This is a genomic window from Flavobacterium sp., from assembly GCF_044349645.1.
Lineage (GTDB): Bacteria > Bacteroidota > Bacteroidia > Flavobacteriales > Flavobacteriaceae > Flavobacterium.
Genome location: NZ_JBIKQP010000006.1, coordinates 1 through 15,635 on the forward strand (window position 1 = coordinate 1; position 15,635 = coordinate 15,635).

A 15,635-nucleotide genomic window follows, 5' to 3' on the forward strand; every position below is an offset into this window, starting at 1 on the left:
GTCTATTTATTAATTTGCTTTTTTGCATTAACAAGTTGTAAAAAAGAAACAATTGCTTCAAATTCTTCAATTGATTATGCAATTTTTGGAGATAGTATTTCAGCTGATAAAGCAATTACAAATGAAGAAATGTTGGTTCAATATGATAAATTAAAACCTGGAGATACACTTAATATTAAATTTAAATCTAAAATTAAAAGTGTTTGTCAGAAGAAAGGATGTTGGATGACATTAGAATTATCTTCTGGAAAGGAAGCTTTTGTAAAGTTCAAAGACTATGCTTTTTTTGTTCCTAAAAACGCTCAAAACGGTGAAGTAATTGTTAATGGAAAGGCATTTGTAAGTATTGAAACTGTTGAAGAATTAAAGCATTATGCTAAAGATGAGGGAAAATCTCAAGCTGCAATTGACAGTATTGTTGCTCCAAAAACTAACTATTCATTTATGGCAGATGGAGTTTTAATAAAAAAGTAAAATGAAAAAATTACTTTTATTACTCTCTATTTTCTTTTTTCTGTCGTGCAATAAAAATGCCGACAATCAAGAGTGCACTTCGAATGAAAAATCAGAAAAAAAGTTTGAAATGTATCAAATGTCAGAAATGGCAGCTTTGATGGAGAGCATGTACATTGAAAATGAAAAACTAAAAGAGAGAATTAAAAAAGGGGATACTATTGGACAATTTCCTATTCATTTTCTAAATATTCATAAAGCAGTAATGACAGATGAATCGGAAAATGATCAATTTTTTAAAGAACAAGCAGCCCTTTTTATCAAGTCTCAGGAGTTGATTTATAAAGACCCGAAAAATGCAAAGCAACATTTTAATAATGGAATAAATGCATGTGTTAGCTGTCACCAAGTTAAATGTGGTGGGCCAATTCCGAAAATAAAAAAGTTATACATCAAATAATTTGAAAAGAGAAATTCTTCAAACATTAGATGGTTCTACAACGATACATTTGCCAGATTGGAATGAATCGTATCATTCTAAACATGGCGCTATCCAAGAGGCGTATCACGTTTTTATCCAAAATGGATTAAACACTTTTAATGGCCAGCCAGTTTCTATTTTAGAAATGGGTTTTGGAACTGGTCTAAATGCTTTTATAACGTTTTTAGAATCTAAGAAATCAAATCAAAAAATTGATTATCATGGAATAGAAGCGTATCCTATCTCTACCAATGAGATTTCTCAGATGAACTATGTTTCAGAGCTTAATGCAACATCTGAAACTACAATATTTGATCTTATACACGAATGTGATTGGCAAACCACAATTGAAATTTCGTCTCTATTTACACTAACAAAAAGACAACAATTTTTTGAACAAATTGAAGATGAAGATAAATTTGATTTAATTTATTTTGATGCTTTTGGATATAGAGTTCAACCTGAATTATGGAGTACTGAAATTTTCAGAAAAATGTATAAAGCGCTTAAATCTAATGGAACTCTTGTAACTTATGCTGCTCGTGGAGTGGTAAAAAGAAGTTTGATCGAAGTGGGTTTTACGGTTGAAAAACTTCCAGGACCACCAGGGAAAAGAGAAATGTTTAGGGCTACGAAATTTGAAGTTTAATTTTAACTTATTATTTGCAATAGTAAATATTTAAATTATTAAATTTGATATCAAATAACAATAAAATATTTTTTTATGAAAGCATCAATGTTTGCCTACACAAGAAACATTTTGGAGAGCGTAAGTTTTGATCCAAAGTTATTTTGTAAAGAATTAGAAAAAGCATTAAAAATGTTATTGCCTTACGAAGTCGAACAATTAACCGAGTGGTTGTTAAAATACACAAAACAAAAGCCGGAATTAAGGCAATGTTTAATTTATATAAAATAAAAAAAGGGAGCATTTTTGCTCCTTTTTTATTTCTTAGGTAGTGGATTTATGATTTCTACATTTTGAAAAGCAATAGCACCTCGAATAACTCCTGAAATTGATTGTCGCAATGCATCAATAATTTGAATTTTTAATTCTGTTTTTGGGAAAATCAGACTTATTTCACGAGCAGGTTTGGGATCCTTAAAATGCTTTAATTTTAGTTTGTCGTTTTCTTTTAAATCCAATGTATGTAAATAGGGAAGTAGTGTTAATCCTAATCCTTCATCTGCTAATTTTATCAATGTTTCGAAACTTCCACTTTGAATTTGAAAATTATTTGCTGGAGCTACATCTTGATTTTTACATAAATTAAGAATACCGTCTCTAAAGCAATGACCGTCTTGTAGAAGTAAAATTTCATCTAGGTTTAAATCAGAAACTTCGATTTCTTTTTTATCTGCAATTCTATGTTTTTCAGGAATGTAAGCTACAAATGGCTCATAATAAATTACAATTTCCTTTAGTTTTTCTTCATTTAAAGGTGTGGCAGCAATTGCAGCGTCTAAATTTCCATTTTTCAGCCTCAGTATAATATCATCGGTGTTTAATTCCTCAATAATGAGTTTCACTTTTGGATATTTTTTTACAAATGTATTTAAGAACATTGGTAATAAAGTAGGCATTACAGTTGGAATAATACCTAATTTGAATTCACCTCCAATAAAACCTTTCTGTTGTTCAACAATATCTTTCATTCGATCGGCTTCATTGACAATATTCTTTGCTTGATTCACAATTTTTTGACCAATTTCAGTTAGTTGAATAGGTTTTTTTGTACGGTCAAAAATTTGAATATTTAATTCTTCTTCTACCTTTTGAATTTGCATACTTAATGTAGGTTGCGTGACAAAGCACTTATCGGCAGCAAGTGTAAAATTTTTATGTTCGGCCACAGCTAAAACATATTGAAGTTGAGTTATCGTCATAATAGTAAATTATTACGCAAATATAAAAACAATCAATTTAATTTATAGTATAATTTTTAAGTCTATTTATGATAATTTATTTTAATATTAACTATAAATATTTTTTAAGATTATTGTATTTTATTAGTAAATAAAAATTAGTTTTGTCTTATGAAAATTATAGTAAAATTTTTGATTGTATTTTTTCTGACTTTCCTCTCAACTCCCACAATTATAAGTTTAGTAGAGAAGAAAGAGGCTATTTCATTTAGTTATGATAATTCTGAATCAGATGAATTTCAAAAAGAACTCAAAACTGATTTTATTTTTGCATCCTTAACTTACCCTTTATTTAACGTTAAAAAAAAGTCAATTACTATACTTTCTGAAAATTTAAACAGACACGACTCTATTTCTAAAAAAATAGTAATACCACCACCAGATACTATTTATATTTAATTTTTTACGCAACCTTTTGCGTTAGTAACTTTGAATTAAATTTATTTAGTATTATGACAAAAAACAATAGTTTATTTACAAATCTAAAATCTGATTTTTCTGCAGGTTTAGTAGTTTTTTTGGTCGCTTTGCCATTGTGTTTAGGTATTGCTATGGCTTCCGGAGCCCCTTTGTTTTCTGGAATTATTTCAGGCATCGTAGGCGGAATAGTAGTAGGTTATTTAAGCACCTCTCATCTTAGTGTTTCAGGACCGGCTGCTGGATTAACAGCAATTGTGCTAACTGCAATAACCGATTTAGGTGCCTTTGATATTTTTCTAACTGCCGTTTTTATTGCAGGGGTTATCCAATTGATTTTAGGATTTATTAAAGCAGGAAGTATTTCAAATTATTTTCCAACCAATGTAATTGAAGGTATGTTGGCTGGTATTGGTGTTATAATTTTTTTGAAACAAATTCCTCATGCTTTTGGATATGATAAAGATTATGAAGGTGATTTAGCTTTCTTTCAAACTGATTCTGAAAACACTTTCTCTGAATTATTTCATATAATTGGACATGTTCAAGTTGGCTCAATAATAATAACATTACTATCACTATTTATTTTAATTGCTTGGACGAAAGTTGAATTTTTAAAAAAAATTAAACTGTTTCCACCAGCATTAGTAGCAGTAATTTTGAGCATCTTATTGAATGAATATTTTATTATTTCAGGAAGTAGTTTTTCAATTAAAAATGAACATTTAGTCAGTTTGCCTGTTCCAAATTCATTTGAAGAATTAAAGAGTATTTTTATATTGCCAAATTTTTCAGCAATAACTAATACTAAAGTTTGGATTATTGGAATAACGATCGCAATTGTTGCTTCTATAGAAACTTTATTATGCATTGAGGCAGCTGATAGAATGGACGAACAAAAGAGATTCACAGATACAAACGTTGAATTAAAAGCTCAAGGAATTGGTAATATAATTAGTTCATTACTTGGAGGTTTACCAATGACTTCTGTAGTTGTAAGGACTTCTGCTAATAATACTGCGGGCGCAAAATCTAAATTAGCTGCAATTACACATGGATTATTATTAACATTATGTGTGTTTTCAATACCTGCTTTATTGAACAAAATTCCTCTGGCAACTCTTGCGGCTGTTCTATTATTAGTTGGTTATAAATTAGCCAATCCAAAAATAATAGTACATTTTTGGAAAAAAGGAAAATACCAGTTTCTTCCCTTTATTGCAACATTTTTAGCAGTTGTTTTTACCGATTTATTAAAAGGAGTAGCTTTAGGAATTATTATAAGTATTATTTTTGTTTTAAAAGGTAATTTAAAAAGGGCTTACAGCTTTAGAAAAGAAGAATATATAGATGGAGATATAATACATATCCATTTAGCACAAGAAGTTTCTTTTTTAAATAAAGCTGCTATTAAATCTACATTAAATGATATTCCTGAAAATTCTAAAGTAATTATAGACGCAACAGAATCTATTTATATTGCTCACGATATTTTAGATTTAATTAGAGAATTTAAAGTCACTAGGGCAATTGATGCTAATATTAATTTTAAATTAAAGGGCTTTAAAAAATCTTATAATTTAGAAAATACAATTGAATCGCTTAATAATGTTTCAATTGAACATCATTATGATTTTGTAAAAAGGAAAATGGTTAAGAAGGAAATAACAAATTAATTTGAAAAATAATTTTAATAAGGCTAATTATAATTCGATTTAGCTTAAAATTTAAATTAACTAAAACACACAAAAAGAGATGAGTGATTTTTATAAAAAAATATTAGACAATAATAAAATTTGGGTTGAAAAAGCTTTAGAACAGGATCCTAATTATTTTAAAGACCTGGCAAAAGGACAATCACCACCACTTTTATGGATTGGTTGTTCTGATAGTCGTGTGCCTGCTAATGAAATTATAGGAGCTAAACCTGGTGAAGTTTTTGTTCATAGAAATATTGCAAATATGGTAGTTCATTCCGATATGAACATGCTAAGTGTTTTGGATTACGCTATTAATGTATTGAAAGTCAAGCATGTAATTGTTTGCGGGCATTATGGTTGTGGAGGTGTAAAAGCAGCAATGGGGAATGACTCAATTGGTATTATAGATAACTGGATCCGTCACATTAAAGATGTTTACCGTTTGCATCAAGATTATTTAGATTCAATTGAAGATGAAAATGAACGCTTTAATACTTTTGTAGAATTAAATGTAAAAGAGCAAGTTTTTGATTTAGCTAAAACTTCTATCGTACAATCGGCTTGGAAAAATGGTCAGGATTTAACCCTACATGGATGGACATATGGTTTAAATTCAGGTTTTGTAACCGATTTAAAAGTTAACTTTAGTTCAGATAAAGATTTAGACGATGTTTACCAATTAAAATTTTAAAAAAAAAACCACTTCCGAGTGGTTTTTTTTATTCCTTTTCCAAGTTTTCATTAAATGCGGAAGGCAATAATTTAGGAATAAATTTAATTAATATTGGAAGTAATAACGAACCACCTGGTAATAGGAAAATAGTCAGTGAAGGAATTGTTTTACAAATATCTAGTAATTGTTTCTTTATCTTTTTCTTTTCGTTTTCATCTAAATCTTTTCGAGTCGATTTAGCAAGTAATAACATCAATTCTTTACTTTCTGATATTTCTTTAAATAACCGATTTTTATTTCTACTAATCAAAACTTCTACGTTTTGTGTAGTATGATCAAAGAAATGCTTTACGGGATTAGAATATTTAAAATACGGAATCTCCGATTTGTATTTTGTAATGAATTCGTTTGTATCGCGAATGCTTTCTTCCACAAATTGCTCAGAAACCGACATTATTTCGGCTAGATGATGAAGGAAAAAAGCTTCGTTCTTTTCTATTTTTTCATCACTCCATAAGGCCATGCCAGCTAAATCAATTAGATAATACTTTTCTATTTCCAAAGTAAACGAGTCTAATTTTAATTCTTCGAGGTTTTGAATATTGATATTTGAAAACTTACTATAACGAACAGATGCTTCTAATAACTTTATCAATAAATCGTCATAATTAGTTTTATTGGATTTAATTTTTAATGCTAAAGAAACAATACCTATAATACTTTCTTCAATTTTCTTTATATATTTTTCAGGAATAGAACCATTTGTTAAATAAAAATTGAATGCTAGAACATCAATAAAAAGTAATGCATTTGTTAATACATGAGAAAACTGTTTGTTGATAATGTCAATATTTGTTTGAATTCTGTCATCAATTATATTTTCTAAATCAATGGATTTGGAATTATTAGGAAGAATTTTCTTTAACAAACTAAAACCTTGCGGGTGCATTTCATTATAAAAAGTAACAATTTTTACAATAAAATCTTCTCGATTTGAATCACTAGTATTTATTTTGTAAACTTTAAATAAGGAATTTAATAAAGCTACTTTTGAAATTTCATCTTCAGTCCATTTAGATGTATCTATCTTATTTTCTGTATCTAACGAAACAATATACCCGTAAATAAACCCAGTGCTTCTTGTATTTGAATAAAAAGTAGCTGCACTTTCAATAACAGGATTCGTTATCGATTTTTGATCAGAGAAAAATTTATCAATCCAGCCTTGAGCAGAAGCGTTTATCATTTTGTATTTTATATCAACAAATTTATATATTTTATGATATCAAAAATTATTTTTACAGTAAATTAATTTTTACTTGATAATTGCTGAACATGCTACTCTAGCTCCTGAATTTCCTGCTGGTTGTGAAACGTAATCGTCAGGACCTTGATGTACAATTAAGCTTTTTCCTACTATGTCTTTTGTTTTATCGTCGCATCCAATACACCATTCAGAAGTAGTAAATGAAATGCTGCCATTACCAAATTCATCAGTCGTGAAATTTCCAATATCACCTTTATGCGCTTCTCCTTCTTCTAATTTTCCATGTTTTTTGAATGTAGGATTCCAATGTCCGCCTGCTGAACTTCCGTCTGCAGCTGAACAATCTGATTTTTCATGAATATGTATCGCGTGAATACCAGGTTTTAGACCTATGAAATTAGCAGTAAACGTAACTTGATTATTTTTTTCTGTAAAAAAACCGGTTCCTTGAACATTACTGTTGCTTTTTGGTTCAAAAGTTACATTCAATTTTGAGTTAATTCCATTTGAAGAGTTCGTTTTACAGCCTATAATTACTGCAATTATGATTACGATTGAAACTATTATTTTTTTCATAATTTAAGATTAAATTTTTATAAAATTAAACATTATAAATTAGAAAAAGTCTCGTTTTTCTTAAATTTATACTAAAATTAAATTACAAAAAAAATCACTTTGTAAACAAATACAAAGTGACCTTTCCACCAAAACCAACATTTTTAGTGTTTATTTTTTAAAAACAATATTCGTTTTTGTCAACTAATTTTGAAGTTATTACTTCTCTTAAAGCTACTATATTTGGCATGTTGGTATATTTTGTGAATCTTCGTAATCCCATTAACATCATTCGTTGTTCGTCACCTTCAGCAAAAGAAATAATACTTTCTTTACCTCTTAAGTTAATAATATCTACTGCATTATATAGGTAAAGTTTTGCCATTGCAATTTGTTCTTGAACTTTATCTTCTCCATTATTCTTAGCAATTTTTTCTGTTCTAAGAATCGTACTTTCTGCCATGTATATTTCTATAAGCATGTCGGCTGCAGCCATCAATAATTGTTGATGTCCTTCTAAATCTGGACCATATTTTTGTACGGCACCACCAGCAACCATTAAAAAGGCTTTTTTTATTTTTCCAATCATTTCTTTTTCCTCGGCAAAAAGTTCTGAATAATCAGGCACGTCAAACGATGGGATACCCATTAATTCTTCCTGAACCTGTGATGCTGGTCCTAATAAATCAACATGTCCTTTCATTGCTTTTTTAATCAACATCCCAACTGAAAGCATCCTATTGATTTCGTTTGTACCTTCATAAATACGAGCAATTCTTGCATCTCTCCATGCACTTTCCATAGGAGTATCCTCTGAGAATCCCATTCCACCAAAAATTTGGATACCTTCATCAGCACATTTTTGAACGTCTTCTGAAACTGCTACTTTCAAAATTGAACATTCTATTGCATACTCTTCAACCCCTTTTAATTCTGCTTCTTGATGTGATGCTCCATCATTTTCACGTGCAATTATTCTATCTTCAATGTCTTTTGCAGCCCTATAAGTAGCACTTTCACCTGCATAACAAGAAGTAGCCATTTCAGCAATTTTTTGTCTTACAGCTCCAAATTGTGAAATTGAAGTATTGAATTGAACTCTTTCAACTGCATATTTTATTGCTCCTGTAGTTACTCTTCGTTGAGCATCTAAGCAAGCAGCAGCTAATTTTATTCTTCCTACATTCAAAGCATTCATGGCTATTTTAAATCCATTTCCTCTTTCTGACAGCATATTCTCAACAGGAACTTTAGTTTCATTAAAGAAAACTTGTCGAGTAGAAGAGGCGCGAATTCCTAACTTATGTTCTTCTTCTCCCATTGAAATCCCATTATTAGGATCATTTTCAATTATGAAACCAGTTATATTTTTATCATCCTCAATACGAGCAAAAACTATAAACAAAGAGCAAAATCCAGCATTTGAAATCCACATTTTTTGGCCTGTAATTTTGTAATATGATCCATCTTCAGATAATACTGCTTTTGTTTTCCCAGAATTAGCATCAGATCCAGCTCCAGGTTCTGTTAAACAATAAGCTCCAAACCATTCCCCTGAAGCGAGTTTTGGTACGTATTTTTGCTTTTGTTCTTCAGTTCCATATAATGTTATTGGCATCGTTCCAATTCCAGTATGAGCACCAAATGCTGTTGAAAACGAACCTGTAGCTCCAGAAATATAATCACAAACCAATACTGTATTTACAAATCCCATTCCCATTCCTCCATAAGCCTCAGGCACAGCAACGCTAAGAAATCCAAGATCTCCAGCTTTTTTCATTGTTTCCTCAGTCAATGCGAAATCTTTGTTTTCGAACCTATTTTTGTATGGCCAAATCTCTTTGTCCACAAATTCCTTTACAGAATCACGCATCATTAATTGCTCCTCATTGAAGTCTTCAGGTGTGAAGATGTCCTCACATTTTGTCTCTTTTACGAGGAATTGACCTCCCCTTGTTTTATCGTTCATATCGGCCCCCTAACCCCCAAAGGGGAAATTCCTACTAGGGGTAAGTAGGGTTTTAGATTTTATTCAATAGTATTAATTTCATTATTAGTAGGGTTTCCCCTTATTATGTTAGGGGCTAAAGTAACTCAAACACCCCCGCGCTCCCTTGTCCTGTTCCCACACACATACTCACTATCCCGTATTTACTTCCTCGTAATTTCATTTCGTCAAACAATTGAACCGATAATTTTGCTCCAGTACAACCAAGAGGATGACCTAATGCAATTGCTCCCCCATTAACATTTACGATGTCAGGATTTAAATCTAATTCACGAATTACAGCCAGAGATTGTGAGGCAAAAGCTTCATTCAATTCGATTAAATCAATATCCTTTAATTGCATTCCTGCTTGTTTTAATGCTTTTGGTATTGCTTTTACTGGCCCAATTCCCATAATTCTTGGTTCTACACCAGCAGAAGCAAAATTGACTAATCTTGCAATAGGAGTGAGGTTAAGTTCTTTAACCATTTCTTCACTCATAATTAATACAAATGCAGCTCCGTCACTCATTTGAGAAGAATTCCCAGCAGTTACACTTCCGTCGGCGGCAAAAACTGCTCGTAAACCAGCTAATGCTTCTACTGAAGTTCCTGCTCTTGGTCCTTCATCTTTATTTACCACATAGGATTTCGTTTCTTTTTTACCATTTTCATTGATAAAAGTTTGATCTATCGTAATTGGTACAATTTGTTTGTCAAATTTGCCTTCAGATTGTGCTTTCAAAGCTTTTCTATGCGAATTAAAAGCAAATTCATCTTGGTCAATTCTTGAAATATTATATTGCTGAGCAACCGCTTCAGCAGTTAATCCCATTCCCCAATAGTAATCTTCATTTCCAGCTTTTGCAGCAGCATAATCTGGTGTTGGTTTATAACCTCCCATCGGAATAAAACTCATACTTTCTGCACCTCCAGCAATAATGCAATTGGCCATTCCTGATTGGATTTTAGCTGTAGCCATTCCAATGGTTTCTAATCCCGAAGCGCAATATCTATTGACTGTTACTCCAGGAACATCCTCTATTTTTAATCCCATTAAGGAAATCAAACGTCCCATATTCAAACCTTGTTCTGCTTCTGGCATAGCATTTCCAACCATTACGTCATCAATGCGTTTTTTGTCGAAATCAGGCAATTCATTCATCATAAACTGAATTGTTTCTGCTGCCAATTCATCAGGTCGCTTGAATCTAAATAGGCCTTTTGGTGCTTTACCAACGGCAGTTCTGTATGCTTTTACGATATAGGCTGTTTTCATAACTGTTATTTTGAATTTTGAATTTTAATTATAAATGAAGCTTATTCATAATTTTTAATTCATAATTTTTAATTTAAAATTAATTTCTCAACGGTTTCCCTTTAGTTAACATGAACTGAATTCTCTCCAAAGTTTTTCTTTCGGTACACAAACTCAAAAAAGCTTCTCTTTCTATGTCTAATAAATATTGTTCTGATACCAATGTTGGCTCTGATAAATCTCCTCCCGCCATAACATAAGCCAGTTTATTCGCGATTTTCTTGTCATGTTCTGAAATGTATTTTCCAGCTTCCATTTGATCGGTTCCAACTAAGAACATTCCTAATGCTTGTTTTCCTAAAACTTTCACATCATTTCGGCGAATAGGTTGGGTGTATCCAGCCTCTGCCATTAATAATGCGTGTTTTTTAGCTTCTGCAATTTGGCGGTCTTTATTGACCACAACAATGTCTTTTCCATGTTGTAAAATACCCAAATCAAAAGCTTCATAAGCAGAAGTGGAAACTTTTGCCATTGCAACTGTTAAAAAATATTCTTGTAAAACATTCAATTCAACATCGTTCTTTCGGAATAAATCAGAAGCTCGTAAGGTCATTTCCTTCGAACCTCCACCACCAGGAATTACACCTACTCCAAATTCTACTAATCCAATATACGATTCAGCGGCAGCAACTACTTTATCTGCATGCATGCTCATTTCGCAACCACCTCCCAAAGTCATTCCATGAGGAGCAACAATTACTGGAATCCCAGAATATCGAACGCGCATCATTGTGTCTTGGAACATTTTTATCGCCATATTCAATTCGTCATATTCTTGCTCGACAGCCATCATAAATATCATTCCAATATTCGCTCCCACAGTGAAATTGGCTGCTTGATTACCAATAACCAATCCTTGATGTTCTTTTTCAGATAAATCAATTGCTTTGTTGATTGCTTGTAAGACGTCTCCTCCAATGGTGTTCATTTTCGATTGGAATTCTAAATTCAAAATTCCATCCCCTAAATCTTGTATAATCGCCCCGCTATTACTCCACACTTTTTTGCTTTCTCGAATGTTGTTAAGGATAATAAATGCATCCTGACCTGGAACTTTCGTTTGTGTTTTATTTGGAATTGAATAATAATAAGTAGCACCTTCTTTTACGGTATAAAAACTTGAATTTCCAGAAGCTATCATATCAATCACCCAAGAATTAGGTTCTAAGCCTTCCGATTTCATGATTTCGATTCCTTTTGCAACCCCAATGGCATCCCAAATTTCGAATGGACCATTTTCCCAACCAAAACCAGCTTTCATCGCATCGTCAATTTTGTACAATTCATCTGCTATTTCTGGAATTCTATTGGAAACATAGGCAAACATAGAAGCAAAACTCTTTCTGTAGAATTCTCCCGCTTTGTCTTTTCCGGTTACCAATATTTTGAAACGATCAATTGGTTTTACTATCGTTTTTGTTAATTCTAACGTTGCAAATGACGCTTTTTTCCCAGATCTATATTCTAAAGTATTTAAATCTAATGATAAAATATCTCGACCTTCTTTTTTATAAAAACCTTGACCAGTTTTGCTTCCAAGCCAATTGTTTTCCATCATTTTTTTAATAAAATCGGGTAATTGAAACAAATCGTGCTTTTCATCATTTGGACAATTTTCATAAATTCCGTTTGCCACGTGAACTAAAGTGTCTAATCCAACCACATCAACCGTTCTGAAAGTCGCCGATTTTGGTCTTCCTATAACTGGACCTGTTAATTTATCAACTTCTTCAATTGTTAATCCTAATTCTTTAACCAAATGAAACAAACTCTGAATTCCAAAAATACCAATTCGATTACCAATAAAGGCGGGAGTATCTTTGGCGACAACCGAAGTTTTTCCTAAGAATTTTTCTCCGTAAATGGCTAGGAAATCAATTATTTCAGAGGAGGTTTGTGGTCCAGGAATAATTTCAAATAGTTTTAAATATCTCGCTGGATTAAAAAAGTGGGTTCCGCAAAAGTGTTTCTGAAAATCTTCACTTCTTCCTTCAGTCATAAAATGAATTGGAATACCTGAAGTATTTGATGTTACCAAAGTTCCTGGTTTACGGAATTTTTCTATTTGTTCAAATACTAATTTCTTGATATCCAATCGCTCAACAACAACTTCAATAATCCAATCAACATTGGCAATTTTTGCCAAATCATCAGTGGTGTTTCCCGTGGTAATCCGACTGGCAAATTTTTGATTATATATAGGTGAAGGTTTCGATTTCAGCGAATTGGCTAAATGTTCATTAACCAACCTGTTTCTTACGATCTTACTTTCTAATGTCAGTCCTTTTTTTTCTTCGTCGCTTGAAAGTTGATTTGGAATAATATCTAATAGTAAAACTTCAACTCCGATATTGGCAAAATGACAAGCAATTCCCGACCCCATTATTCCGGAACCTATGACTGCAACTTTTTTTATGGTACGTTTCATCTATTTATTTTTTTGTTCAGTTGTATTTTCTGAATTACTAAATATCTTTTTTTCTAGAATTAACTCATTGATAATATCTGTTACTTCTGTAAAGTGTTTTAATTTTTCTTCTGAAACATGTTTTTTAACGGTTTCATTAAATTTCAAAACTGTATTTCTAGATAATTCTCTTTTTTCTCTACCAAAATCGGTTAAGTAAATTAATACACCTCGGCCATCATCTGGATTTTTCTTTTTTATTATTAACCCTTTGTCTTCCATTGATTTTAATGTTCTGGTTAAGCTTGTTGCTTCCATTCCCATTTTTGGTCCTAATGAAGTTGAAGGAGTCCCTTTATCTTTATCCATACTTAACAATGCAAAACCTGTTGCCATTGACGCTCCAAAGTTTTGGGCCTCGTCATTATACATTCTTGAGACCGCCTGCCACGTTGCTCGAAGTATATAATCAATCGTTTTTTCTTTCATTCATTTTGATTTATTTTCAAATGTAATAAAAAATAGTATGCGTGCATAGTATTTTTTATTTATTTTATGTTAAAAAAAAACTCCTCAAATATTTGAGGAGTTTTTTCTTAACCGTAGATTTTGGTAAATAGGTCTTTATACTTTTCGAGAATCACTTTTCTCTTGAGTTTTAGTGTAGGAGTAACGTGGCCTCCATCAATAGTCCAAAGGTCTGGAGTAAGTTCAAATCTCTTGACTCTTTCCCAATTTCCAAATTTCTCATTGATTTTATTTACTTCTTCTTGAATTCGCTCAATTACTTTTGGATTATTTGCAATAGCTTCAAATGAAGTATCTGGAGTGATATCATGTAATTTTTGCCATTCCTTAATGTATTCAAAGTGGGGTTGAATAAATGCTGCTGGCATTTTTTGACCGTCACCAATCACCATTATTTGTTCAATAAATCGAGATTGCTTAAATGCATTTTCAAGTAATTGTGGTGAAATGTATTTTCCACCTGAGGTTTTAAACATTTCTTTTTTACGATCGGTGATTTTTAAAAACCCTTCAGAATCTATTTCTCCGATATCGCCAGTATGAAAATATCCGTCTTTAAGTACTTCCTTTGTTTGTTCAACATCTTTATAATAACCCAACATTACATTTGGTCCTTTGCAAAGAATTTCTCCATCTTCTGCAATTTTTATTTCTACTTTATCAACTACTTTTCCAACGGTTCCTACTTTATAGCCACGATTTCTCATATCGTTAATAGAAATTAATGGAGAAGTTTCTGTTAATCCGTAACCTTCCATGATTGTAATATTTGCTGCAGCAAAAATTCTAGCTAATCTTGGTTGTAATGCAGCGCTTCCACATGCAATCATTTCTAAATTGCCTCCAACACCTTCTTTCCACTTGCTAAAAACTAATTTACGCGCTATTTTCAATTGGAATTCATACCACCAACCGTTTTCATTGTAAGGTTTAAATTTGAATCCTAAATTTAAAGCCCAAAAAAAGATCATTTTTTTTAGCCCTTTTAACTCCAATCCTTTAGCATAAATTTTATCATATACTTTTTCAAGTACACGCGGTACACCAGTCATTAAATTAGGTTTCACCTCTTTTAGGTTGTCACCAATTTTATCAATTGATTCCCCAAAATAAATGGAAACACCATAATACTGACATAAATAAAGATAAAATCGTTCTAAAATATGGCAAACAGGCAAATAACTCATGGTACGGCTATTTCCCGGTGAAAGTGGAATTCTAGTAGCTCCAGCAAATACATTCGAAACAATATTATTGTGAGAAAGCATTACACCCTTTGGTTTTCCCGTAGTTCCTGAAGTATAAATAATGGTTGCTAAATCATTTGGCTGAACCATTTTTTTTCTTGCTTCCACTTCGTCTTGGTTGTCTAGGTCTTCGCCAATGGTGAGAAGTTCGGTCCAATTTTTACATCCTTCGATGGTATCAAAAGAGTAAACTTCTTTCAGTTTAGGAACGTTAGCTTTTATAAGATTAACTTTACGTAATATTTCGGCATCAGAAACAAAGCAATAAACCGATTCTGAATGATTTAGAATATATTCGTATTCCGATTCAGAAATAGTAGGATAAATAGGTACGTTTTGTGCGCCTGTTTGTAAAACTCCAATATCAACAATACTCCATTCGGTTCTATTATTGGTAGAAATTACTGCGATTTTATCGTCTTTCTGAACGCCAATTTTCAATAAAGCACGTGAAATCGCATTGGATTTTTTGATGTATTCTTCTGTTGAAGTTTTTATCCAATTCCCATCATATTTCGTTACTAATGCATCCGAAATGGAATTGTATTTTTCTAATTGATAATATGGAAACTCGAATAACCGCGTTACATTTGTCATTATAAATAATTTTAATTTGAATCTAGCCAAATTAATCAAAAATTCACAAATTCAATAATTTATTATTATATTTTAA

At 31.6% G+C, this 15,635-nt stretch carries 15 protein-coding genes; 7 read left to right on the forward strand and 8 right to left on the reverse strand.

What is annotated here, in order from left to right; translation table 11 throughout:
- From AC9UFV_RS02140 to AC9UFV_RS02155, 4 genes are all read left to right on the forward strand, one after another.
- A partial coding sequence (locus tag AC9UFV_RS02140) for a DUF4920 domain-containing protein (protein WP_509572297.1) occupies positions 1-474 on the forward strand: 474 nt, incomplete at its 5' end.
- 1 nt (position 475) lies between these two features.
- Positions 476-913, forward strand: coding sequence for a hypothetical protein (locus AC9UFV_RS02145; protein ID WP_509572299.1), 438 nt, complete (start codon positions 476-478; stop codon positions 911-913).
- 1 nt (position 914) lies between these two features.
- Entirely contained in the window at positions 915-1,583 is a 669-nt protein-coding gene (gene mnmC2, locus AC9UFV_RS02150; protein ID WP_509572301.1) for a tRNA (5-methylaminomethyl-2-thiouridine)(34)-methyltransferase MnmC2, read from the forward strand.
- A 75-nt stretch (positions 1,584-1,658) separates the two neighbouring features.
- Positions 1,659-1,853 carry a hypothetical protein gene (locus AC9UFV_RS02155; RefSeq protein WP_509572303.1) on the forward strand — a complete coding sequence of 65 codons (195 nt, stop codon included), beginning with the start codon at positions 1,659-1,661 and terminating at the stop codon, positions 1,851-1,853.
- A gap of 26 nt (positions 1,854-1,879) precedes the next feature.
- Here the strand turns inward: AC9UFV_RS02155 and AC9UFV_RS02160 are convergent, their stop codons facing one another.
- On the reverse strand, positions 1,880-2,821 hold the full coding sequence (locus AC9UFV_RS02160) for a LysR substrate-binding domain-containing protein (protein ID WP_509564432.1): 942 nt from the start codon (positions 2,819-2,821) through the stop codon (positions 1,880-1,882).
- A gap of 150 nt (positions 2,822-2,971) precedes the next feature.
- Here AC9UFV_RS02160 and AC9UFV_RS02165 point away from each other — a divergent pair, with 150 nt between their 5' ends.
- From AC9UFV_RS02165 to can, 3 genes are all read left to right on the forward strand, one after another.
- Positions 2,972-3,259, forward strand: a complete 288-nt coding sequence (locus AC9UFV_RS02165; protein WP_509572305.1) for a hypothetical protein — start codon at positions 2,972-2,974, stop codon at positions 3,257-3,259.
- Positions 3,260-3,312: 53 nt separating this feature from the next.
- A complete protein-coding gene (locus tag AC9UFV_RS02170; RefSeq protein ID WP_509572307.1) occupies positions 3,313-4,953 on the forward strand; it encodes a SulP family inorganic anion transporter in 1,641 nt (546 codons plus the stop codon).
- 79 nt (positions 4,954-5,032) lie between these two features.
- Complete coding sequence (gene can / locus AC9UFV_RS02175) at positions 5,033-5,668, forward strand: carbonate dehydratase (RefSeq protein WP_509572309.1); 636 nt, start codon at positions 5,033-5,035, stop codon at positions 5,666-5,668.
- 28 nt (positions 5,669-5,696) lie between these two features.
- Here can and AC9UFV_RS02180 read toward each other — a convergent pair whose 3' ends face one another.
- The 7 genes from AC9UFV_RS02180 to AC9UFV_RS02210 form a co-directional block, all read right to left on the reverse strand.
- Positions 5,697-6,896 carry an LETM1-related biofilm-associated protein gene (locus AC9UFV_RS02180; protein WP_509572311.1) on the reverse strand — a complete coding sequence of 400 codons (1,200 nt, stop codon included), beginning with the start codon at positions 6,894-6,896 and terminating at the stop codon, positions 5,697-5,699.
- 69 nt (positions 6,897-6,965) lie between these two features.
- Positions 6,966-7,493, reverse strand: coding sequence for a superoxide dismutase family protein (locus AC9UFV_RS02185; RefSeq protein WP_509572313.1), 528 nt, complete (start codon positions 7,491-7,493; stop codon positions 6,966-6,968).
- A gap of 157 nt (positions 7,494-7,650) precedes the next feature.
- On the reverse strand, positions 7,651-9,441 hold the full coding sequence (locus tag AC9UFV_RS02190; RefSeq protein ID WP_509572315.1) for an acyl-CoA dehydrogenase FadE: 1,791 nt from the start codon (positions 9,439-9,441) through the stop codon (positions 7,651-7,653).
- A gap of 115 nt (positions 9,442-9,556) precedes the next feature.
- Entirely contained in the window at positions 9,557-10,738 is a 1,182-nt protein-coding gene (locus tag AC9UFV_RS02195; RefSeq protein WP_509572317.1) for an acetyl-CoA C-acyltransferase, read from the reverse strand.
- A gap of 79 nt (positions 10,739-10,817) precedes the next feature.
- Positions 10,818-13,208, reverse strand: a complete 2,391-nt coding sequence (locus tag AC9UFV_RS02200; RefSeq protein ID WP_509572319.1) for a 3-hydroxyacyl-CoA dehydrogenase/enoyl-CoA hydratase family protein — start codon at positions 13,206-13,208, stop codon at positions 10,818-10,820.
- On the reverse strand, positions 13,209-13,676 hold the full coding sequence (locus tag AC9UFV_RS02205) for a MarR family winged helix-turn-helix transcriptional regulator (protein ID WP_509572321.1): 468 nt from the start codon (positions 13,674-13,676) through the stop codon (positions 13,209-13,211).
- Positions 13,677-13,783: 107 nt separating this feature from the next.
- Entirely contained in the window at positions 13,784-15,559 is a 1,776-nt protein-coding gene (locus tag AC9UFV_RS02210; RefSeq protein ID WP_509572323.1) for an AMP-dependent synthetase/ligase, read from the reverse strand.
- Positions 15,560-15,635: the final 76 nt, after the last annotated feature.

Excerpts from the sequence above, each read along its gene's own strand:
- AC9UFV_RS02145 (WP_509572299.1), top strand. The coding sequence starts at position 476 with ATGAAAAAATTACTTTTATTACTCTCTATTTTCTTTTTTCTGTCGTGC.
- AC9UFV_RS02155 (WP_509572303.1), top strand. The coding sequence starts at position 1,659 with ATGAAAGCATCAATGTTTGCCTACACAAGAAACATTTTGGAGAGCGTA.
- AC9UFV_RS02160 (WP_509564432.1), bottom strand. The coding sequence starts at position 2,821 with ATGACGATAACTCAACTTCAATATGTTTTAGCTGTGGCCGAACATAAA.
- AC9UFV_RS02165 (WP_509572305.1), top strand. The coding sequence starts at position 2,972 with ATGAAAATTATAGTAAAATTTTTGATTGTATTTTTTCTGACTTTCCTC.
- AC9UFV_RS02170 (WP_509572307.1), top strand. The coding sequence starts at position 3,313 with ATGACAAAAAACAATAGTTTATTTACAAATCTAAAATCTGATTTTTCT.
- can (WP_509572309.1), top strand. The coding sequence starts at position 5,033 with ATGAGTGATTTTTATAAAAAAATATTAGACAATAATAAAATTTGGGTT.
- AC9UFV_RS02180 (WP_509572311.1), bottom strand. The coding sequence starts at position 6,896 with ATGATAAACGCTTCTGCTCAAGGCTGGATTGATAAATTTTTCTCTGAT.
- AC9UFV_RS02185 (WP_509572313.1), bottom strand. The coding sequence starts at position 7,493 with ATGAAAAAAATAATAGTTTCAATCGTAATCATAATTGCAGTAATTATA.
- AC9UFV_RS02190 (WP_509572315.1), bottom strand. The coding sequence starts at position 9,441 with ATGAACGATAAAACAAGGGGAGGTCAATTCCTCGTAAAAGAGACAAAA.
- AC9UFV_RS02195 (WP_509572317.1), bottom strand. The coding sequence starts at position 10,738 with ATGAAAACAGCCTATATCGTAAAAGCATACAGAACTGCCGTTGGTAAA.
- AC9UFV_RS02200 (WP_509572319.1), bottom strand. The coding sequence starts at position 13,208 with ATGAAACGTACCATAAAAAAAGTTGCAGTCATAGGTTCCGGAATAATG.
- AC9UFV_RS02205 (WP_509572321.1), bottom strand. The coding sequence starts at position 13,676 with ATGAAAGAAAAAACGATTGATTATATACTTCGAGCAACGTGGCAGGCG.
- AC9UFV_RS02210 (WP_509572323.1), bottom strand. The coding sequence starts at position 15,559 with ATGACAAATGTAACGCGGTTATTCGAGTTTCCATATTATCAATTAGAA.